This window comes from Streptomyces sp. NPDC048002 (assembly GCF_040653275.1).
Classification (GTDB): Bacteria; Actinomycetota; Actinomycetes; order Streptomycetales; family Streptomycetaceae; genus Streptomyces.
This window is the reverse complement of the sequence record NZ_JBEZNL010000001.1, coordinates 487,629-508,329: the sequence shown is the minus strand read 5'-3', so window position 1 is coordinate 508,329 and position 20,701 is coordinate 487,629. Positions and strand designations below refer to the sequence as shown.

The window sequence follows — 20,701 nt, the reverse complement described above, 5'->3', positions numbered from 1 at the left end:
CTTGATGTCTCAGCACGACTGGGTGTGTGGGATTCTGTTGGGGTGCGTTGTGTTGCGTGAAGGGCCCGCGTCGAAACCTTTATGAATATGTTTCGAAACGTTGAAGCTCGCCGGGCAGACGCGAGCCCAGTGGGGCCATGTCGCCGTCCACCCCGTGCCGGGCGAGCAGATCCAGGGCCAGCCGGCCCCGGCGCACCCGCTCCTTGGCGGTGGACAGCGTCAGCTCGCGCAGGTGGTGGCCGTAGGGGTAGATCCCGGGGGCCTTGGACAGTCCGAACTTCAGGTAGAGCGGGGCGCCGCGCCGGATCAGCTCGGCGACCTCGTACATCCGGACATAGCCGCCGAGATCGTCGGGGGCCTCGATGTACATGTCCATGGGGGCGGCCGAGACCCGGCGGATCTCGGTGAGGTGATCCAGCGTCAGATCGCTCGGCACGTTGACCGAGTCGGCCCCCAGCCGCTCGTACACCGCGTAGGCGGCCGGGTTGACCGGACCGATCAGCGCGCTCACCTTGAGCGTGGTGTCGGCCGGAAGGATCCCCTGCGCGCGGGCCCGGTGCAGGGTCCACAGCACGCCCTCGTCCGCGACGAGCAGGCACTTCACGCCCAGTTCCGTGGCGCGTACGGCGTCCTCGACGCAGCCGGCCACCGCGTCGTGGCCGCGGGCCCGCACGCCCGCGCCGCGGGAGTCCGTACGGGTGGAGCCGCCGATGTCCCAGGTGCCGCGCGGACCGGTGAACAGGCAGAGCTCGATGTCGCGTTCGGCGGTGGCCTCGACCATCTCGGTGATCTCCGAGTCGGTGAGCATCCACACGCCGCTGCCCTGGCTGATCCGGTGGATCGGCACATCCAGCCGCGAGGACTCCTTCAGGACGACGGCCAGCGCTTCGGGGCCCTCGCACGAGGGGATCTCGGTGCGCCAGCGGCCGCCGCCCGGGAAGGTGTGGGGCGAGGCGTCGGCTGGGGAGAGGTCGGGCGCGCCCAGACCGAGGGCGGCGAGCGCCTGCTCACCGGGTCGACGGGCTGCCGTGGCGGAAGCGTCGGTCACAAGCTGTCCTTCTTGTTCGGTATTTCGGACGAAGTTCGCGGCTCTGGGTACGGAAGGGCCGGGTGCGCGCCGGTACGGGGGACGTCAGGTGACCCCCGTACCGGCGCACGGCTAGGGGCGCAGCAGCACCTTGCCGACCTTGGGATCTCCGGATCCCACCAGCTCGATGGCGCGCGCGAACCCGTCCAGCGGGAGCTCGTGCGTGACCAGCGGGAGCGGGTCGAGCAGACCGGCCGCGAACACCCGCACCGTGTGCGCCCAGGCCTCCGGCGGTGCCCCGAAGACGGTGTGCACCTCCAGCTGCCGCACGACCAGGTCCGTCGGGTCGAGCCCCTCGGCGCCGGGCGCCGGGATACCGGTCAGGACCAGGCGTCCGCCGCGCCGGAGCAGGGAGGCGGCGGTGCGCGCGGCGGACGCGGACCCGGCGGTCTCGACGACCACGTCGAAATCGTCCGGGAGTTCCTGGTCCCTGGTGCGGAAGTCGGTGGCGCCGAACTGCCTCGACAGCTCCTCCCGGTCGGGCCGGGTGCCGACCACCAGCAGCTCGCCGGGCGAGCCCGCGCGCAGGAACTGCACGGCGAACATCCCGAGCGTCCCGGTGCCGACCACCGCGACCCGCTCGCCGGGCAGCGCGTTCGCCTTGATCGCCGCCGCCGCGATACAGGCGGCGGGCTCCATCAGCGCGGCGGCCGTCAGATCGCAGTCGTCGGGCAGGACGTGCAGCAGCCGGGCCGGCAGCGTGAGCGTCGTCGCCATCGCGCCGGGCTGGGTGAACCCCGTCTCCTCGTACCCCGCGGTGCACAGGGTGGTCTCGCCGGCGTGGCAGCGGTCGCAGACCTGGCAGTTGCGGAAGCCCTCGCCGACGACCTTGCGGCCGGTCAGCGACTCGGGCACCCCGGCGCCCACCGCGGCCACCGTCCCGGCCCACTCGTGGCCGGGCGTGAGCGGGTAACGGACGTACCCCTCGGGCCGGTTGCCCTGGTACAGCTCGCGGTCGCTGCCGCAGATGCCGACCGCGTGGACGCGCACCAGCGCCTCCCCGGGGCCCGGGTCGCGCGGGGTGTGCCCGGTCAGCCGGTGCTCGCCGGGCGCCTCGACGACGACGGCGGTGCTCACTGGGTGCCCTTGGGCTTGCGCTGCTCCCAGCCCTCGGCCCACAGGTCGAACCGGGCCTGCTGCTGGGGGAATTCGGCGGCGGCGTCGGCGTCGAACTCGACCCCGAGGCCGGGTGCGTCGGAGAGGTGGAAGTAGCCGTCCACCACCTGCGGGGCGCCCTTGACGACCTTCTTGATGTCGGCGTCCGCGAAGTCGTTGAAGTGTTCGAGGATCTTGAAGTTGGGGGAGGTGAAGCCCACTTGGAGCGAGGCGGCGGTCAGCACGGACCCGCCCACGTTGTGCGGGGCGACCAGCACGTAGTGGGTCTCGGCGGTGGCGGCGAGCTTACGGGTCTCCCAGATGCCGCCGATGTGGCCGACGTCGGGCTGGATGATGTCGACGGCCTGGCTCTCGAACAGCTCCCGGAACTCGATCCGGTCGTGGATCCGCTCACCGGTGGCGACCGGCATGTCGACCTTGGCGGCCACCTTCTCCAGCGCCTTGAGGTTCTCCGGCGGCACCGGCTCCTCCAGCCAGGCCGGCTTGAACGGCGCGAGCTCCTTGGCGAGCCGGACGGCGGTGGCCGGCGAGAACCGTCCGTGCATCTCCAGCATCAGCTCGGCGTCCGGACCGATGGCGTCCCGTACGGCCTCGATCAGCGAGACGGCGTACAGGCTCTGCTCGTGGTCGAGCTCGAAGTGCCCGGTGCCGAAGGGGTCGATCTTGAGCGCCTTGTACCCGCGCTCCATGACCCCCTGCGCGGCCTTGTGGTACGCCTCCGGCGTCCGCTCGGTGGTGTACCAGCCGTTGGCGTACGCCTTGACCTTGTCGGTCACCTTGCCGCCGAGGAGCTGCCAGACCGGCACGCCCAGCGCCTTGCCCTTGATGTCCCAGCAGGCCATCTCGATGACGGCGATACCGGACATGACGATCTCGCCGGCCCGCCCGTAGTCGCCGTACTTCATCCGGCGTACGAGGTCTTCCGTGGCGAAGGGGTCGGATCCGAGAATGTGGTTGGCCTCGGCCTCTCGCAGATAGCCGATCAGCGCGTCGGTGTGGCCCAGCATCCGGGTCTCGCCGACTCCCGTGATCCCCTCGTCGGTGTGCACCTGTACGTAGGTCAGGTTGCGCCAGGGCGTTCCGACCACGTGTGTGCTGATTCCGGTGATGCGCACGGCAGTTGTCCCTTGCTGCGTCGTCGGCTCATGTCCGTGTGTTCGAGATTTCGTCACACGTTCGAAATGCTGACGTGACAGTAGGGAGGGGGCGGTGGGGGTGTCAATGGGTCGTACCCATAACGGTTTCGACACCGCTTTCGACACGGCTTTCGGTGCGGATCGGGCGTATACCTCAAGCGACTCGCCGGAGGGGGGAGTTCCGTACAGAACTTTCACAGGGAGCCCTATGAACGCTCTTCGCGCGGAACCTAGTCTTCCCGCGTCATGGACTACTGCCACCCGTGCCGACGGCACCTGAACGGCGCCCTCGCCTGCCCGGGCTGCGGCGCACCGGCCCAGCAACTCCCCGCGCGCGCGAGCGAGGAGACGTACGGCGAGGCCGAAACCGCCCCCGAACCGGTCGCGGTGGGCGCGGCCGCGGAGCCCGTACGGCCGGGAGGCCGGGCGGAGGCCCGCCGCGCCGCGCGGGGCGGACGCGGTGAGCCGAAGGAGGAGTACGAGTCCGGGTCCGAGGTCGGGTCCGAGGTCGGGTCCGAGGTCGAGGGTGCCGGTACGAGTCGGCGGGACCGGAAGGCCGCCGCGCACCGCAGGCGCCGCCGCCGCACCCTGCTGATCACGGCGGGCTTCGTACTCGCCGCGGGCGGCCTGAGCCTGGCCGAACTGGGCCTGGACGCCCCGGGCTCGTCCCCCGCCCCGGCCGCGGCGGGCGACACCTCTCCGGACGGCGCCACCGGCGAGGAGGCCGAGGCGGGCACGACGGCCCGGCCGGTCGACGCCCCCCTGGACGCCCCGCGGGACGAGGCGTCCCCGAGTGCGTCCCCGTCCCCGTCCCCCTCCGACTCCACCTCGGACGAGCCGTCGGAGACCCCGGACGACAAGCCCTCCAAGAACGCCCAGTCCGCCACCACGGGAGGCCCGGCCCCCACCCCCTCGGAAGCGGCCCCCCAGTCAACCGAGGCGGCCCCCACCCCCACAACGCCCCCCACGACAGCCCCCCCGACCCCAGCCCCCTCAGAAACCTGCACCCGCTTCCTGTGGTGGTGCAGCTAACGACAAGGCGTCCCACCCAGGGGCGCGGGGCTGTGTCGATGTGCGGCTCCGCCGCGCGGGCGCGATCAGCCCCCACCTGCCCGCACCGGAGGCCAGGGGCCCCGGTCCCGAGGAAGCCCGCGGCCAGACATCCCACCCAGGGGCGCGGGGCTGTGTCGATGTGCGGCTCCGCCGCGCGGGCGCGATCAGCCCCCACCGGAGGCCGGGAACCCCGGTCCCGAGGAAGCCCGCGGCCAGACATCCCACCCAGGGGCGCGGGGAACTGCGCGACAAGCCCCCACCGGGTCGCACCCGAAGAACGACCCTGCGAGCCGTCCCCTAGGACGACAGCATGCGCTGCAACAGCTCCCGCAGAACCACCCGCTCCCCCTCGGAGAGCCCCGCGAGCGGCTCGCGCGCAAACCGCAGCGACTCCCGCAGACTCCGGGCCACCCGCCGCCCCTCCTCCGTCGCGGCAGCGACCTTCACCCGCCGGTCGGCGGGATCGGGCCGCCGTTCCACCAGCCCCCGCGACTCCAGCCGGTCCACGATCCCGGTCACGTTCGACGGCTCGCACTTCAGCCGCTGCGCGAGCTTCCGCATCGGCAGCGGCTCCAGCGACAGCAGTCCCAGCAACCGCGCCTGCGCCCCGGTCAGCGCGTGCTCACCCGCCGCGTCCTCGTACTCCTCGTGGTACCGGGCCACGACCGACCCGATGAGGTCGACGACGTCCATGGTCAGCTCGTCGGGGCGAGGGGTTCTCTGCGGTGTGGCCATGCCATCCAGCCTAACGGGTTACTTGACATCCTGAAATATTCAGGCGCATGGTTGTTTCAGGTACTGAAGTATTCAGGAAGGTCACCCGCCATGCCCGAGACGCCCGCCCTCCCCGCCGTCAGCCGTGAGTGGCACCTGCTCAGCCGCCCGGTCGGCTGGCCGAAGCCCGAGGACTTCGCCCTGGTCGAGACGGAGATCCGGCAGCCCGGCCCGGACGAGGTGCTGGTACGCAACGAGTACCTCTCCGTCGACCCGTACATGCGCGGCCGGATGAGCGCCGCCAAGTCCTACGTCGCCCCCTTCGAGCTGGGCAAGGTCATGCAGGGCGGCGCCGTCGGCGAGGTCGTCGCCTCGAACATCGACGGCATCGCCCCCGGCGACCACGTCCTGCACTTCGGCGGCTGGCGCGAGTACGCCACCGTCGGCGCCGCCCAGACCGTCAAGGTCGACGCGGGCGCCGCGCCCCTGTCCACCTACCTCGGCGTGCTCGGCATGACCGGCCTCACCGCCTACGCGGGCCTGCTGCGCACCGCCTCCTTCAAGGAGGGCGACTCGGTCTTCGTCTCCGGCGCCGCCGGCGCGGTGGGCAGCCAGGTCGGCCAGATCGCCAAGCTCAAGGGCGCCTCCCGGGTCATCGGCTCGGCCGGCTCCGACGAGAAGGTCAAGCTGCTGGTCGAGGAGTACGGCTTCGACGCCGCCTTCAACTACAAGAACGGCCCGGTCCACGAGCAGCTCAAGGAGGCCGCCCCGGACGGAGTCGACGTCTACTTCGACAACGTGGGCGGTGACCACCTGGAGGCCGCGATCGGGCGGCTCAACCGGGACGGCCGGATCGCCGTCTGTGGAATGATCTCGGTCTACAACAACACCGAGGCCGCTCCCGGCCCGCGCAACCTCGCCCGGCTGATCCAGACCCGCGGCCGGATCGAGGGCTTCCTGGTGGGCGATCACTACGACCTCCAGCCGGAGTTCGTCCAGGAGGTCGGCCCCTGGGTCGCCTCGGGCGCGCTGAAGTACCGCGAGACGGTCGTCGAGGGCATCGAGAACAACCTGGAGGCGTTCTTCGGCGTCCTGCGCGGCGACAACATCGGAAAGATGATCGTCAAGCTCTGAGCCCCCGGCAGGCGACCTGGCCAGTACATTCCGGCATGCGGTAACTTCTTTCCGAAACCGTCGTCGATCGTGGGCGCGAGTCGCGGCGGACCGAGGAGGAGAAGACACCGCATGTCCATCCAGCAGACCGACGTCCTGTACACGGCCGTCGCCACCGCCGAGAACGGCCGCGACGGCCGGGTCGCCACCGACGACGGCCGGCTCGACGTCGTCGTGAACCCGCCGAAGGAGATGGGCGGCAGCGGCGCCGGCACCAACCCGGAGCAGCTGTTCGCCGCCGGTTACAGCGCCTGCTTCCAGGGCGCCCTGGGCGTCGTCGCCCGCCAGGAGAAGGCCGACATCTCCGGCTCGACCGTCACCGCCAAGGTCGGCATCGGCAGGAACGACGACGGCTTCGGCCTGATCGTGGAGATCTCCGCGGCCATCCCGAACGTCGACGCCGAGACCGCCGCCGCCCTGCTGAAGAAGGCCCACGAGGTGTGCCCGTACTCGAAGGCGACGCGCGGCAACATCACCGTGACGCTGGTCTGAGCCGACCCACGCACCACGAAGGCCGCACCCCGGACCCGGGGTGCGGCCTTCGCGCGGTCCGGGCCGTCAGGCCGTGTCCAGGGCCGCTCGGTGCACGGCCCGCACCAGCGCCACGTTCTCCGGTGCCGCCCCGCCCGGGAAGGCGCACCGGCGCCGGGTGTAGCCGTAGGCCAGCCCGCTGCGGGGGTCGGCGAAGCCCTGGGAGCCGCCCGCGCCGCTGTGGCCGAAGGCGCCGGCGCCGAGGAACGGGTACCAGACGTCCGCGGTCGCCTGGAAGCCCAGACCGAACGCCTTGTGCGCCCGCGCCACCAGGTCGTACCCGACGGAGTGGATCTGCCCGACCTCGCTGACCGTGTCCGGCTTCAGCAGCGGCGGCCGTCCGTCCACCTCGCTGATCGCCGCCGCGTACATCCCGGCCAGCCCGCGCGCGGCGGCCACACCGCCCGCCGAGGCCGGCCCCTTGGCGCGCACGGTACGGGAGTTGGCGTGATCCACCAGCTCCCCGGGATCGGGCACATGGGTGTTGAAGGCGATCGAGGCGAGCGTGTGCGGACCGGTGGGCGCAGCGTCCAGCAGGGCCCGCTGCTCGGGCGTCGGCGCCATCGGCAGCACCGGGCGGAAACGGGGCTCCAGCGCGGCCGGCAGCCCCAGGAAGAAGTCCAGCCCGTACGGGGCGCGCACCCGCTCCTCGTACACCTCCTGAAGGGTGCGGCCGGTGGCCCGGCGGACGACCTCGCCGGTGAGCGCGCCGATGACCAGCGCGTGATAGCCGAAGGCGGTGCCCGGCCGCCAGAACGGCTTCTGGTCGGCGAGGCGTTCCGCGATCACCCGGTCGTCGGCCAGTTCCTCCGCGGAGAACCCGGCGTCCAGGCCCACCAGGCCCGCCCGGTGCGCGAGCAGGTCGCGCAGGGTCAGCGCGCCCTTGCCCTCGGACCCGAACTCGGGCCAGTAGTACGTCACCTTGCGGTCGAGTTCCAGGGTGCCGTCCTGCACGAGGAGGGCGGTCACCAGATGGGCGGCGCCCTTGGTCGAGGAGAACACGCCGTACAGCGACTCCCCGTCGGCGCCGTCCCCGGCCCACAGGTCGACAACCCTGCGGCCGTGCACATACGCACACAACTGGCCCTCGTAGTCGGGCCGCTCCGCCGCCACGAACGCGGCGAACTCCTCGCGCACCGCAGCGAAACCGTCCGCGACGGTGCCGTGGATCTCCAGCGTCATCCGCACTCCTCGTTGTCGACCGGCCGCTGTGCGCGTGTGCCCGGGTGAACGACGCCCTGACCGGCTGGCCGCATTCTCTCCCGGCCGCGCACGTGTACCTCCTCGGGGGCTTCCTGAGATCGGTACGGCAAGGTGTGCCCCTTCGACTCAACTGCGCTGGTGCGGAGTTGGTGCCGACAATGCCCCGGATGGCGTATCGGGCGGGGCGCGGGGCGGGCATCCTGAGGGCGACGGTGCCCGAGCCGAGGAGAGCCCATGGCGACGATCCCGCCGCTGCCCAGCAGGGACGACGTACTGCGCATGGCGCGCAACACCACCGACATCACCGGCCAGTTGCTGGACACGGCCCAGAACATCACCAGGATCGCCCTCAACACCCTGGACCCCAGGGACGGTTCGGGACAGGAGATGCTGCGCGTCCTGCGCCGGACCACCGCCGAACTCGCCGAGGCCAGCGCCTCCCCGCAGGCTCAGGAGGCGTATCTCCGCGTCGTCGAGACCCTCACCCGGCTCGGCGCGACCGGCGCCCCGCTCGCCGCGCACCCGGTCAGCGAGCCGGCCCAGGCCCTGCTCGCCGCGCTCGGGGACAGCCTGCTGCCGGTGCTGGACGCGGTGGAACCGGCGGTCGAGGAGTTCGCGACGGCCCTCGGCGAACTGGTCGAGGCGCTCTCCCCGCTCCTCCCGGCCGGGGCGGGCCTCGCCGCGGGCGTCCTGCTCGCCCTGACCCCGGTGCTGCGCTCGGCGGCGGACGTCCTGCGCGACGGCACCCCCGAACTGCGGCGCATCGCGGACGCCCTGACCGCGGCCGGCGCCCCGCTGGTCCCGCTCCAGGTAGCCCTGGCCGAGCGCGCGTCCGCCGCGGGCGCCGACGTCGTACGCGCCACCCTGCCGCCGCTGGCCGACCTGACGGAGGCCGCGGCGGCCACCACCAGGGCGGCCCGGCCGGTCCTGATCGCGGGGGAGGAACTGCTGGTGGCCGGTCTGGAGCAGCTCCAGCCGCTGCTGCTGTCCGGCACGGCGCGGGCCGGCCGGGTGGCGCGGGCGGTCGCGGTACGGGTGTCGGCGGCCGTCTCGCCCACCGCCGAGCCGGGGGTGGTGGTGGCGGTCGCGGCGGGGTGAGGCGAGCCGGGACCGTCCCGGGCCGAGCGATAGGGTTCACCACATGCGCGATCTTGGGGTGGGTTTCCGCTATCTCCTGAAGGGCCAGCGTTGGATGGCCCTGCACGGCAAGCAGTACGGCTTCGGTCTCCTGCCAGGCCTGATCACACTCGTCCTCTACCTGGCGGCGCTCGTCTCGCTGGCGGTGTGGGGAGAGGACTTCGTCACCTGGGCGACGCCGTTCGCCGACGACTGGTCCAGCCCCTGGGCCGGGCTCTTCCGGGGCTTCCTCACCGCCGTCCTCTTCGTCCTCGCCCTGCTGCTCTCCGTGCTGACCTTCACCGCGGTCACCCTGCTGATCGGCCAGCCCTTCTACGAGAACCTCTCCGAGAAGGTCGACCGGGACGTCTCCCCGGACGGCAGCGCCCCCGAGTCCGGCCTGCCGCTCCTGCGGGAACTGTGGATCTCGGGCCGGGACAGCCTGCGCATCCTGGTCCGCGCCGGGCTCTGGGGCCTGCTGCTGTTCGCCCTCGGCTTCGTCCCGTTCGTCGGGCAGACGGTCGTCCCCGTGATCGGGTTCCTCGTCACCGGCTTCTTCCTCACCGAGGAACTGGCCGCGGTGGCCATGCAGCGCCGCGGGGTCGAACTCCGTGACCGGCTCGCCCTGTTGCGTGCCCGCAAGACCCTCGTCTGGGGCTTCGGCACCCCGCTGGCCGTCAGCTTCCTGGTCCCGTTCGTCGCGGTGTTCCTGATGCCGGGCGCGGTGGCCGGAGCCACCCTGATGGCCCGCGACCTGCTCGGCGAGGAGATCCTGGAGGCCGACGGCAAGATCGCGGGCCAGGACGTCAGCGCGTGACCGGCGTGCCGGTCGCCACCGTCAGGATCGTGCGCACCTGGGCGATGATGTCCAGCCGGTTGCGCACGAACTCCGGATCGGTCACCTCGGAGGTGTTGCCGGCCGCGAACTGCAGTACGGGCGTGTGCACATGCCCGGCCGGCAGCGAGCCGTGCAGCCCCAGCCGGTCCCGCAGCAGCGTCGCCCGGTAGGCGACCTCGTTGGACAGGTAGTTCCCGCCGCCCCCGGCCCGCGCCACGGATCCCGGCGTGGGTCCGTCCGGGCGGACCACCGGCTCGGTGCCGCCCGCCGGGATCTCGGTCACCCCGGTGTTGTCCAGCACCGGGAACCGTCCCGTCGACGCCTCCGTGATGGCCCGGTACGGCAGGGTCGTCGTCGTCCACTGCGGCTGCGAGGCCGGGTCGGTGACCGGGACGGTCTCGGTGCGGCCCACGTTGTCGTTGTCCGGGAAGCCGCCCCGCCAGGCCCCGTTGGTCCGCTCGATGTCGAACCGCCCGACCCGGCCCTGGCTGACCGTGGTCAGCAGGTCCACGCCCCGCAGATACGGCTTCAGCGTCCGCTCCACCGTCCCGTCGGTGAAGTCCTGCCAGCGCACCGGGAACACCACGGCCTCGATCCGCGCCGGACCCGACGCCGTCTCGATCACCGTGCCGTCGAGGGCGAGCGCGGTCGCCCCGGACGGGTTGGAGATCCGGATGTCGCGGTCCAGGGTGAACGGATCGAAGCCGGTGACCAGGATCCGCCCGATCCCCTCGCCGTGCGGGTAGCGGATCGCGCTCTGCCCCCGCGAGGTCCGCTCCAGCCGCCCGATCAGCTCCGCCCGCCGCTGCTCGCTGAGCCCGAACCGGGGCTCCCAGGACCGCAGTTCCCGCGTCATCGCCAGCCGGGCCCAGTACAGCGGCCGGTCGTCGTCCCGGCTGAGGTCGCCGCCGGCCGGCCCCCGCCCCTGCGCCCGGTCGACGGCCCGCCGCCACAGCGCGCCGCCCTCGCGCGTCACGAGGGCACGGGCCTCGCCGTACGACCGGGCCCCGGCCAGGTCACGCGCGAACCCGGCCGCCACGGCGTCGAATCCGGACCGCCGCAGGATCTCCTGGGGCACCGCCCCGTCGAGCCGCGCCTCCTCGACCGTCGGCCCCTCGGCGGCGGTCGCGGTCACCGGCGCCGTCAGGGTCGCGGCCAGCGCCAGGCCAAGGGCGCAGAGTCCAACACGTATGGAATTCAAGGGACTTGTGGTCCTTCCGGTGCGGTGGGGGAGCGTGGTGACTGCTCGCTTCCCCGCTTCAGGGCACCGGAACCCCCCGGGCCGCCTCGCGCAGCGCGGCGAGGAACGCCGTACCGGCCGGGGTGAGGGACCGGCCGCGCGCGGTCGCCGCGTACACCGCGCGGGCGGGCGCCTCCTCGTCCAGGACCGGTACGAGGGCGATGTCCGGGCGCACCGAGGCGGCGGCGAGCGCCGGGACCAGCGCGACGCCGAGGCCCGCGGCCACGTACCCCTGCTTGGCCGTCCACTCGCCGACGACGTGCGCCACGCGCGGCCGGAACCCCTGGCGCAGGGCCGCGTCCAGCAGGGTGCCCTCGGGGCGGGGGCTGCCGGAGATCCAGTCGGCGTCGGCCAGCCGCGCGAGCCGGACCGGGCCGCCGCCCGCCAGTGCGTGGCCCGCGGGGAGGGCCACGTAGAGCGACTCGTCGAGCAGATGGTGGAGTTCGTGGGCGTCCAGCGGGGCGCCGCCGGTCGTGGAGACCACCGCCAGATCGAGGTGGCCCGCGTTCAGCCGGTCCAGCAGGCCCGGGGTCAGGCCCTCCTCGCGGGAGACCCGGACGCCCGGGTGGCGGGCCCGGAAGGCGGCCAGGGCGAGCGGCACCAGGGCCGCGTCGGCGGTGGCGAAGGCGCCGAACCGCAGCCGCCCGCCCGCCGCCTCCCGCAGCTCCGCCAGCTCCCGCACGGCGCCGTGCAGCGCCGCGGTGACCGTCTCGGCGTGGGGGAGGAGGATCCGCCCGGCCTCGGTCGGCCGCACGCCTCTCGGCAGCCGGTCGAACAGGGGCGCTCCGCCCAGCGCGTCCTCCAGCGAGGAGATCTGCCGGGAGACCGCCGACTGGGTCCAGCCCAGGTTGCGGGCCGCGACGGTGAAGGAGCCGTACCGGGCCACCTCCAGGAAGACCCGGAGCCAGACCGACGACAGTCCCGGGTCACTGCTGTGATGCTGATTCGGCATGGCTGCCATGCTAGACATTCGCTTGTCGCATCGGTGGGTCGCGCCTAGCGTCGACGGCATGCAGAAGATCGCCTTTCTGGGGCTCGGCCGTATGGGCGCCCCGATGGCCCGTCGACTCCTGGGCGCCGGGCACCCGTTGACCGTCTGGAACCGTACGGCGGCGAAGGCCGCGCCGCTCGCCGCCGAGGGCGCCTCGGCGGCCGACTCCCCGGCCGGGGCGGTGCGGGACGCGGACGTCGTGATCACGATGCTCACCGGCCCCGAGGCCCTCGCCGCCGTCGCCGACGCGGCCGCGCCCGCCCTGCGCCCGCGAACCCACTGGATCGACATGTCGACCGTCGGACCGGCGGCGGTGCAGGGCCTCGCCGCCCGCCTCGGTCCAGAGGTCACCCTCGTCGACGCGCCCGTGATGGGCAGCACCGACCGGGCGGGCACCGGCGGGCTGAGGATCCTCGCGGGCGGCGGGGCGGACGGCGTGGCCGAGGTGCTGGGACGGCTCGGCGAGGTCGTACGCACCGGTCCGCCCGGCACCGGCGCCGCGCTCAAACTCGTCCTGAACGCCGCGGCCGTCGGCGGGGTCGCCCTGGTCGCCGAGTCCCTGCGGCTCGCCGACGCCCTCGGCCTCGACGACACCCTCGCCCGCGGCGCCCTCGCCGACGGCCCGCTCGCCGGCGCGGTCGCCCGCAGCTTCGCCGAGGGCGCCCACTTCGGCACCGCCCTCGCCGTGAAGGACCTCGCCCTGGCCACCGGGACGGCCCGACTGCCCGCCCTTCAGGCGGTACTGGAGCAGTACCGCACCGCGGGCGTCCCCGACGCCGACATCTCCGCCGCCGCAGCCCAGATCCGTACCGGGAGCAACGTATGAAGGTCACCCTCGACAACCCCGCCAACGCCCCCCAGCCCTACAGCCCCGCCTACTCGCAGGTGGCCCGGGTCGAAGGCGCCGACGGCGGCGTGCTGTTGTTCGTCTCCGGCCAGATCGCGCCGGGGGAGACGCTGGCGGAGCAGAGCCGGGGGGTCTTCGCGATCCTCACCGAGCTGCTCGGCGCGCACGGTGCCACGCTCGACGACATCATCAACATCCGGACCTACCTGACCGACATCTCCGAGCTGGCCGAATACGCCGCCGTGCGACGGGAGTCGATCACCGGTACCCCGCCCACCAGCATGACCTTCGAGGTGCCGAGGCTGTTCCGGCCCGAGGCCCTGATCGAGATCGAGGTGGTGGCCGCGGTCACTCCTCGCCCAGCAGCCTGAGGAAGTCCCGGAACGCGCCCGGCATGTCCACCGACTCCGGGTCCAGCAGCCACTGGTACTGGAGCCCGTCCATGACGGCCACGAGCAGGGGCGCGGCGCGTTCCGGGGTGAGCCCGTTCGGCAGCCGGTCGCCGTACTCGGCGCGCAGCACCTCCGCCATGCTGGTGCGGACGCGGACGTAGCGGCCGGTGAAGTAGTCGCGCGCCGGATGCCCCTCGGTGACGCTCTCGCCGAGCAGCGCCGCGAAGGTCTGGATGATGCCGGGCCGCATGGCGTTGTACTCCACCAGCGAGGCGAGCAGGTCGACCCGCCACCGGGTGTCCGGCACCGCGTCCCACTGGTCCCGCTCCTGGAGCACGGCGACCAGCAGCGCGTCCTTGGTGGGGAAGTAGTGCAGCAGCCCCTGCTGGGTGAGCCCCACCCGTTCCGCGACCGCCGCCAGGCTGGCACCCCGGTACCCGCGCTCTGCGATCACCTCAAGGGCCGCGCGCACGATCTCAGCGCGGCGCTCCTCGCTCCTGACCCTCGCGTTCATGGCGTCACCGTACGTCATCCACCCGAGTGAAATATTACAGCCGAATAACGAAACCTACCGGTCTACAGGTAACCGATGCAGGATGGAGGCACAGCACGGACTCACCGAGGAGGCACCGCCATGGCGGCAACCCGCACCCAGGCCGATGACGCACGCGAGGCGGTGGTCGAGGCGGCCCTGGCCCGGCTCGACCTCGACGCGAAGGCACGGCTGCTCGCCGGCCAGGACATGTGGACGCTGCCCGCCCTGCCGGAGATCGGCCTCGCTTCCCTCGTCCTGTCCGACGGCCCGATCGGCGTCCGCGGCGTGCGCTGGACCGCCGAGGACCCCTCCGTCGCGCTGCCCTCCCCGACCGCCCTCGCCGCCACCTGGGACCCCGAACTCGCCCGCCGGGCCGGCGTGCTGCTCGCCCAGGAGGCCCGCCGCAAGGGCGTCCACGTCCTGCTCGCGCCCACCGTCAACCTGCACCGCTCCCCGCTCGGCGGCCGCCACTTCGAGGCCTACAGCGAGGACCCGTACCTCACCGGGCGGATCGGCACGGGCTATGTGAGCGGCGTCCAGTCCGGCGGCGTCGGCACCACCGTCAAGCACTTCGTCGCCAACGACGCCGAGACCGACCGCTTCACCGTGAACAACACCGTGAGCGAGCGCGCCCTGCGCGAGCTGTACCTGGCGCCCTTCGAGGCCATCGTCGAGAACGCCCACCCCTGGGGCATCATGACCGCCTACAACTCGGTCAACGGCCCCACGATGACCGAGCACCGCTACCTGGTGAACGAGGTCCTGCGCGGCGAATGGGGCTTCGACGGCTTCAACGTCTCCGACTGGATGGCCGCCCGCTCCACCACCGGCGCCATCGAGGGCGGCCTCGACGTCGCCATGCCGGGCCCGGACACCGTCTACGGCACCGCCCTCGCGGCGGCCGTCCGGGCCGGCGAGGTCACCGAGGACCGCGTCGACGACGCCGTGCGCAACGTCCTGCGGCTGGCCGCCCGGGTGGGCGCCCTGGAGGGCGCCGAGCCCGCCGTGACCGAGCCGCCCGCCGAGGTCGACGGCGAGGCGCTGGCCCGCGAGATCGCCGGCCGCTCCTTCGTCCTGGTCCGCAACGAGGGGGCCCTGCCGCTGCCGGCCGGCGGCACCGTGGCCCTGATCGGCGCCGCCGCCCGCGACGCCCGCATCCTCGGCGGCGGCTCCGCGACCGTCTTCCCGGCACGGATCGTCTCCCCGCTCGACGGCCTCACCGCCGCCCTCCCCGAAGGCGCCCTCCGCTACGCCCTCGGCGCCGACCCCACCACCGAACTCGCCGTCGCCGACAAGGGGTTCGAGCTGCGGGCCGTCTGCCGCGACGCCGAGGGCCGGACCATCGGCACCTCCGCCACGCCCAACGGCCAGATCCAGTGGATGGGTTCGGACCTCCCCGACGGCGTCAACCACGACAACCTGCACACCGTGGAGCTGACCGGCACCTTCACCCCGCGCGAGACCGGCCCGCACACCTTCGGCATCAAGGGCCTCGGCCCCTTCACCCTCACCGTCGCCGGCACCACCCACTACGACGACGTCCAGGGCACCGACGCCTCCGACCCGTTCATCGCCTTCTTCGGCGCGCCCGAGCCGCGCGCCGTGGCCGAACTGACCGCGGGCGAGCCGGTCGAGATCTCCCTCACCCACACCGTGAGCATCCCCGAGGGCGCCCCGATCAAGGTGGTCGGCTTCGCCCTCGCCCACCAGGAGCCGCAGCGCGACGCCGACGAACTCATCGCCGAGGCCGTCGAGGCGGCCCGCGCCGCCGACACGGCCGTGGTCGTGGTCGCCACCACCGACCGGGTCGAGTCCGAGGGCTTCGACCGCACCGACCTGAACCTCCCCGGCCGCCAGGACGACCTCGTGCGCGCCGTCGCCGCCGCCAACCCCCGCACCGTCGTGGTCGTCAACTCCGGCTCCCCGGTGGAACTGCCCTGGCGGGACGAGGTGGCCGCGGTGCTGCTCAGCTGGTTCCCCGGCCAGGAGGGCGGCGCCGCCCTCGCCGACGTCCTCACCGGCGCCGAGGAGCCCGGCGGCCGACTGCCCACCACCTGGGGCTCCCTCGCCGACGCCCCGGTCACCCAGGTCGTCCCCGAGGACGGCGAACTGCCCTACACCGAGGGCGTCTTCATCGGCTACCGCGCCTGGGACAAGGCCGGCCGCACCCCCTCGTACCCCTTCGGGCACGGACTCGGCTACACCGAGTGGGCCTACGAGTCGCTGGAGCTCGACGGCCGGACCGCCAGGATCCGCGTCCGCAACACCGGCGACCGGACCGGCCGCGAGGTCGTGCAGGTCTACCTGGCGCCCGCCGAGCCCGACGCCGAGCGCCCGGCCCGCGTCCTGGCCGGATTCGCCCAGGTGACCGCGGAACCCGGTCGGACCGTGGAGGCCGTCGTGGAGATCCCGGGCCGCGCCTTCGAGATCTGGGACGAGAAGACCGGCTCATGGTCGTTTGTGAAGGGTTCGTACGAGATCCAGGCCGGACGTTCGATCGCCGACCGCAGGCTCACCGGGACGATTAACGTCTGATCCGGGCCCCGCGCCCCACGGACAGCCCCGGTCCGGGACCTGACGCCCGGACCGGGGCTCATCGCGCCCGCCGCCCGACTACCGGGTGGAGAAGGCGTACACCGTCTCCGAGCGGAACACCTCGCCGGGCCGCAGCACCGTGCTCGGGAACTCCGGGCGGTTGGGGGAGTCGGGGAAGTGCTGGGTCTCCAGGGCGATGCCGTCGCCCGGCGCGAAGGGCTCGGAGAGATGGTCGGCGGTGTACAGCTGAAGGCCGGGCTCGGTGGTCGACACCGTCAGTACCCGCCCGGACGCCGGGTCGTGCAGCTCGGCCACCTCCCGCGGGGCCGCGGTAACGCCCTTGTCCAGCACGAAGTTGTGGTCGTAGCCGGCGCCCACCTTGCGCGCGGTACGGAAGTCGAAGCGGGTGCCCTCGACGGACTCGGTGCCGGTCGGGATCAGATGCTCGTCCACCGGAGTGAACCGGGAGGCCGCGAGCCGCAGTTCGTGCCCGCCCGCGTTCCCCGACCGCGCCCCCGAGAGGTTGAAGTAGCTGTGGTTCGTGAGGTTCACCACGGTCGGCTCGTCCGTCACCGCCCCGTAGACGATCCGCAGCGCGCCGTCCGCGTCCAGCGTGTACTCCGCCGTCAGCTCCAGCCGCCCCGGGAAGCCCTCCTCGCCGTGCGCCGCGACCCGGCTCAGCCGCACCCCGTGCTCCACCGGCTCCGCGTCCCACACCCGCCGGTCGAAGCCGCGCTCGCCGCCGTGCAGACAGTTCGGCCCGTCGTTGCGGGGCAGCGCGTACGTCAGCTCGTCCAGGGTGAACCGGCCGCCCGCGATCCGGTTGGCGTACCGCCCCACCAGCGCCCCGAAGTACGGTCCCGGATGCGCCGGGTACCCCGCGAGGTCCTCGAAGCCCAGCACCACGTTCCCGGCGACGCCGTCGCGGTCCGGGACCTCCACCGACTGCACGATCCCGCCGTACGTCAGCACCCGTACCCGCACACCGGCCCGCTCCAGGGTCCAGCGGTGCACGGCCGTTCCGTCGGAAAGTGTGCCGAAGAGTTCGTTCATGTGCGGAACTTTAGGTCACCCGGACTGCGCCGTGACCGTCCGGTAGGCGATCTCGGCCAACCGGGCCTGACCGTCCACACTCGGGTGGAACCAGTCCCAGCGGCTCAGCTGCTTCGTCCCGAACCGGTACGCGTACACCGCGCCCCCGTCGAACCGGCACCGCCGGTCCTTGGCGCACACCTCCCGCAGCACCCCGTTGTAGTCCTCCACCCGCTTCCGCACCGTCTCCCGGCGCAGCGTCGCCGCCGCGTCCAGCGAGTCCGCGTCACCGAGCATCGACGGGCAGATACCGAGCTTCCACACCTGCTTGCCCAGCGCGTTCGTCCGCCCCTGCGACCACAGCCGCTTCAGGTCCGGCACGCTCGCCACGTACACCTGCGCCCTCGGCAGCGCCCCGCGCAGCGTCCGCATCGCCTCCTCGAACTGCGCGCGGAAGTCGGCCACCGGGGTCATGGCGTCGGTCGTCGCCCGGCAGGCGTCGTTCGCCCCGGCCATCACCGTCACCAGCTCCGGCCGGCGTGTCGCCGCCTGCGCCATCTGCCCGGCCAGGTCGCTCATCCGGGCGCCCGTCACCGCGTAGTTCCAGCTCCGGGCGGCCGCGTCCCGCTCGCCCAGCAGCCGGACGGCGAGGCTGTCCACCTCCTCGCTGCTGCCGGTCGCCCAGGACACCTCCGGGCAGTCCGACAGCACCGAGCAGGCGTCGAACCCACGGGTGATGGAGTCGCCCACGGCCGCCAGCGACTCCGGGCTGCGGTCCCACACCGGCGTCGGCGTGGGCTTCACCCGCCCGGTGCCCGTCCCGGACGGCGCCGACGCGTTGCCCCCGACGGCGTCGCAGCCCGCCAGGCCCAGGACGGCCGCCGACACCACGGCGAGCACGGCCCGTGAGCGGTGTCCTGTCTTCCGCATCCGCTGCTGATCCCCTCGGTCCTCGGCGACGGCTCCCCTCCCCATACAACGCGCGGGAGTTCCCGGGCGCGCGCGAAGCACCCCCTCCGCCCCGTACAGGCGTCCTGCCGGGTGAATGGCGGACGTTTCACGGCATCGGGACCGACGGTACGTCACACTCCTTGCGCCGCCGCACGGTAGCCTCGCCATCAGTGGGGCCGCCCGGCCACCGCAGTCCGCCAGTTCGCAAGATGTCCCGCTCAGCCCGGAGGTCCCGGTGACGACACGTGGAGTTCTGTACGTGCACTCCGCGCCCCGCGCGCTGTGCCCACACGTCGAGTGGGCCGTCGCCGGGGTGCTCGGCACGCGCGTCAACCTCGACTGGATCCGGCAGCCCGCCGCGCCCGGCACCTGGCGCTCGGAGTTCTCCTGGCAGGCCGAGGTGGGCACCGCCTCCAAACTGGCCTCCGCGCTCCGCGGCTGGCAGATGCTGCGCTTCGAGGTGACCGCCGAGCCGTGCCCCACCGCCGAGGGCGAGCGCTACAGCTGCACCCCGGACCTCGGCATCTTCCACGCGGTCACCGGCATCCACGGCGACATCCTGATCCCGGAGGACCGCCTGCGCGCCGCCCTGACCCGCTCCCAGCGCGGCGAGACGGACCTGGAGGCCGAACTCTTCAAGCTCCTCGGCAAGCCCTGGGACGACGAACTCGAACCCTTCCGCTACGCAGGCGAAGGAGCCCCGGTCCGCTGGCTCCACCAGGTGGTCTAGACGGTGCTCCCAAAGGGGTGGCGTAAGAACGCCCCGAGGGGCAACTCCCCAGGGGCGCGGGGAACTGCGCGACCAGCCACGACGCACACCGCACCCGGCGAACGACCCCACACCACAACGACGATGGCCCGGACCCCCCGAAAGGGGACCCGGGCCATCGCCACACCTACGGAGTTCAGACCGTACGGAACGCCAGCACCACGTTGTGCCCACCGAACCCGAACGAGTCGTTCAGCGCAGCGATACGGCCCTCCACGGGCAGCTTCCGCGCCTCCCCACGGACCACGTCCGCGTTCGCCTCGGCCTCGGGGTCGAGGTTCTCGACGTTGATGGTCGGCGGAGCCACCCGGTGGTACAGGGCCAGCACGGTCGCCACCGTCTCGACCCCACCGGCACCACCCAGCAGGTGACCGGTCATCGACTTGGTCGCGGACACCGCCATGTGGTCGGTGTCGTCGCCGAACACCTTCCGCAGCGCCTTCAGCTCCGCGATGTCACCGGCCGGCGTCGAGGTGGCGTGCGCGTTCACGTGCACGATCTCCGCCGGGTCCAGATCCGTCCGCTCCAGCAGGTTCTGCAGGGCGTGGCTGATGCCGCGCCCCTCCGGCTCCGGCTGCACGATGTCGTGGCCGTCGGCGGAGATGCCCTGGCCGACCGCCTCGGCGTACACCCGGGCGCCGCGCCGGGCGGCGTGCTCGGCGGACTCCAGGACGACGACACCGGCGCCCTCACCGAGGACGAAACCGTCCCGGGCGACGTCGTAGGGGCGCGAGGCGCCCTCGGGGTTCTCGTTGTTCTTGGACATCGCCATCATGTTGCCGAACGCGGCGATGGGCAGCGGGTGGATCGCCGCCTCGGTACCGCCGGCCACGACCACGTCGGCACGGCCGGAACGGATCATCTCGATGGCGTAGCCGATGGCCTCGGCGCCCGAGGCGCAGGCGGAGACCGGCGTGTGCACGCCCGCACGGGCGCCCACGGCCAGACCCACGTTCGCGGAGGGGCTGTTGGGCATCAGCATCGGCACGGTGTGCGGGGAGACGCGGCGTACGCCCTTCTCCTTGAGCACGTCGTACTGGTCGAGCAGGGTCGTCACGCCGCCGATGCCGGAGGCGATGACGGCACCGAGCCGGTCGGGGTCGACGTTCGCGTCCTCGCCCGCCTTCTCGGTGAAACCGGCGTCCGCCCAGGCCTCCTTGGCCGCGATCAGCGCGAACTGCGCCGAACGGTCCAGGCGTCGGGCCTGCGGGCGGGGGATCACCTCGGTCGGCTCCACGGCGACCGGCGCCGCGATCCTGACCGCCTGGTCGGCGGCCCACTCCTGCTCCAGGGGCCGGACACCGGAACGTCCGGCGACGAGGCCCTCCCAGGTAGAGGCCGCGTCGCCACCCAGCGGTGTGGTTGCGCCGATACCGGTGACGACCACGGTGCGATTGGTCGAGCTCACGGGAATTCTTTCTCCAACGGGATACGAGGATTCA

The 20,701-nt window shown here is 72.9% G+C and carries 20 protein-coding genes; 9 read left to right on the top strand and 11 right to left on the bottom strand.

Annotation, left to right across the window (positions count from 1 at the left end):
* Positions 1-79: 79 nt before the first annotated feature.
* From AB0E07_RS02280 to AB0E07_RS02270, 3 genes are all read right to left on the bottom strand, one after another.
* Positions 80-1,048 (bottom strand): hypothetical protein, encoded by a 969-nt coding sequence (locus AB0E07_RS02280; RefSeq protein ID WP_362245454.1) that lies wholly within the window; start codon positions 1,046-1,048, stop codon positions 80-82.
* A 111-nt stretch (positions 1,049-1,159) separates the two neighbouring features.
* Complete coding sequence (locus AB0E07_RS02275; protein WP_362245452.1) at positions 1,160-2,164, bottom strand: alcohol dehydrogenase catalytic domain-containing protein; 1,005 nt, start codon at positions 2,162-2,164, stop codon at positions 1,160-1,162.
* A complete protein-coding gene (locus AB0E07_RS02270) occupies positions 2,161-3,318 on the bottom strand; it encodes a mandelate racemase/muconate lactonizing enzyme family protein (RefSeq protein ID WP_362245450.1) in 1,158 nt (385 codons plus the stop codon). Before AB0E07_RS02270 ends, AB0E07_RS02275 begins: the two co-directional genes overlap by 4 nt.
* 267 nt (positions 3,319-3,585) lie before the next feature.
* Between AB0E07_RS02270 and AB0E07_RS02265 the strand changes: the two genes are divergently transcribed.
* Entirely contained in the window at positions 3,586-4,371 is a 786-nt protein-coding gene (locus tag AB0E07_RS02265) for a hypothetical protein (RefSeq protein ID WP_362245448.1), read from the top strand.
* A 318-nt stretch (positions 4,372-4,689) separates the two neighbouring features.
* Here the strand turns inward: AB0E07_RS02265 and AB0E07_RS02260 are convergent, their stop codons facing one another.
* Positions 4,690-5,127, bottom strand: coding sequence for a MarR family transcriptional regulator (locus AB0E07_RS02260; RefSeq protein WP_362245446.1), 438 nt, complete (start codon positions 5,125-5,127; stop codon positions 4,690-4,692).
* Between the two features lie 90 nt (positions 5,128-5,217).
* On the opposite strand from AB0E07_RS02260, the gene AB0E07_RS02255 reads away from it, so the two are divergent.
* Together AB0E07_RS02255 and AB0E07_RS02250 are read left to right on the top strand one after the other, a co-directional pair.
* Positions 5,218-6,240, top strand: coding sequence for an NADP-dependent oxidoreductase (locus tag AB0E07_RS02255; RefSeq protein WP_362245444.1), 1,023 nt, complete (start codon positions 5,218-5,220; stop codon positions 6,238-6,240).
* A gap of 111 nt (positions 6,241-6,351) precedes the next feature.
* A complete protein-coding gene (locus AB0E07_RS02250) occupies positions 6,352-6,771 on the top strand; it encodes an organic hydroperoxide resistance protein (protein WP_362245442.1) in 420 nt (139 codons plus the stop codon).
* 66 nt (positions 6,772-6,837) lie between these two features.
* Here the strand turns inward: AB0E07_RS02250 and AB0E07_RS02245 are convergent, their stop codons facing one another.
* The gene (locus tag AB0E07_RS02245) at positions 6,838-7,992 is read right to left on the bottom strand and encodes a serine hydrolase domain-containing protein (protein ID WP_362245440.1); all 1,155 of its coding nucleotides are present in this window, start codon (positions 7,990-7,992) and stop codon (positions 6,838-6,840) included.
* A gap of 255 nt (positions 7,993-8,247) precedes the next feature.
* On the opposite strand from AB0E07_RS02245, the gene AB0E07_RS02240 reads away from it, so the two are divergent.
* Complete coding sequence (locus AB0E07_RS02240) at positions 8,248-9,111, top strand: hypothetical protein (RefSeq protein WP_362245438.1); 864 nt, start codon at positions 8,248-8,250, stop codon at positions 9,109-9,111.
* Between the two features lie 43 nt (positions 9,112-9,154).
* Positions 9,155-9,946, top strand: coding sequence for an EI24 domain-containing protein (locus AB0E07_RS02235; protein ID WP_362245436.1), 792 nt, complete (start codon positions 9,155-9,157; stop codon positions 9,944-9,946).
* Here AB0E07_RS02235 and AB0E07_RS02230 read toward each other — a convergent pair.
* Together AB0E07_RS02230 and AB0E07_RS02225 are read right to left on the bottom strand one after the other, a co-directional pair.
* Positions 9,936-11,168 carry a pyroglutamyl peptidase gene (locus AB0E07_RS02230; RefSeq protein WP_362245434.1) on the bottom strand — a complete coding sequence of 411 codons (1,233 nt, stop codon included), beginning with the start codon at positions 11,166-11,168 and terminating at the stop codon, positions 9,936-9,938. The genes AB0E07_RS02235 and AB0E07_RS02230 overlap by 11 nt on opposite strands.
* A gap of 58 nt (positions 11,169-11,226) precedes the next feature.
* The gene (locus AB0E07_RS02225; protein ID WP_362245432.1) at positions 11,227-12,159 is read right to left on the bottom strand and encodes a LysR family transcriptional regulator; all 933 of its coding nucleotides are present in this window, start codon (positions 12,157-12,159) and stop codon (positions 11,227-11,229) included.
* Positions 12,160-12,217: 58 nt separating this feature from the next.
* Between AB0E07_RS02225 and AB0E07_RS02220 the strand changes: the two genes are divergently transcribed.
* A complete protein-coding gene (locus AB0E07_RS02220; RefSeq protein ID WP_362245430.1) occupies positions 12,218-13,024 on the top strand; it encodes an NAD(P)-dependent oxidoreductase in 807 nt (268 codons plus the stop codon).
* On the top strand, positions 13,021-13,416 hold the full coding sequence (locus tag AB0E07_RS02215; protein ID WP_362245428.1) for a RidA family protein: 396 nt from the start codon (positions 13,021-13,023) through the stop codon (positions 13,414-13,416). Before AB0E07_RS02220 ends, AB0E07_RS02215 begins: the two co-directional genes overlap by 4 nt.
* Here the strand turns inward: AB0E07_RS02215 and AB0E07_RS02210 are convergent.
* Complete coding sequence (locus AB0E07_RS02210; protein WP_362245426.1) at positions 13,394-13,969, bottom strand: TetR/AcrR family transcriptional regulator; 576 nt, start codon at positions 13,967-13,969, stop codon at positions 13,394-13,396. The two genes, AB0E07_RS02215 and AB0E07_RS02210, sit on opposite strands and share 23 nt — an antisense overlap.
* A 102-nt stretch (positions 13,970-14,071) precedes the next feature.
* Between AB0E07_RS02210 and AB0E07_RS02205 the strand changes: the two genes are divergently transcribed.
* The gene (locus tag AB0E07_RS02205; RefSeq protein WP_362245424.1) at positions 14,072-16,507 is read left to right on the top strand and encodes a glycoside hydrolase family 3 C-terminal domain-containing protein; all 2,436 of its coding nucleotides are present in this window, start codon (positions 14,072-14,074) and stop codon (positions 16,505-16,507) included.
* 78 nt (positions 16,508-16,585) lie between these two features.
* Here AB0E07_RS02205 and AB0E07_RS02200 read toward each other — a convergent pair whose 3' ends face one another.
* A complete protein-coding gene (locus AB0E07_RS02200) occupies positions 16,586-17,560 on the bottom strand; it encodes an aldose epimerase family protein (protein WP_362245422.1) in 975 nt (324 codons plus the stop codon).
* Between the two features lie 15 nt (positions 17,561-17,575).
* Positions 17,576-18,469 carry an SGNH/GDSL hydrolase family protein gene (locus AB0E07_RS02195; protein WP_362245420.1) on the bottom strand — a complete coding sequence of 298 codons (894 nt, stop codon included), beginning with the start codon at positions 18,467-18,469 and terminating at the stop codon, positions 17,576-17,578.
* Positions 18,470-18,725: 256 nt separating this feature from the next.
* Here AB0E07_RS02195 and AB0E07_RS02190 point away from each other — a divergent pair, with 256 nt between their 5' ends.
* Positions 18,726-19,220, top strand: coding sequence for a DUF3145 domain-containing protein (locus AB0E07_RS02190; RefSeq protein ID WP_362245418.1), 495 nt, complete (start codon positions 18,726-18,728; stop codon positions 19,218-19,220).
* Between the two features lie 175 nt (positions 19,221-19,395).
* Here AB0E07_RS02190 and AB0E07_RS02185 read toward each other — a convergent pair whose 3' ends face one another.
* The gene (locus tag AB0E07_RS02185; RefSeq protein WP_362245416.1) at positions 19,396-20,667 is read right to left on the bottom strand and encodes a beta-ketoacyl-[acyl-carrier-protein] synthase family protein; all 1,272 of its coding nucleotides are present in this window, start codon (positions 20,665-20,667) and stop codon (positions 19,396-19,398) included.
* Positions 20,668-20,701 lie beyond the last annotated feature (34 nt).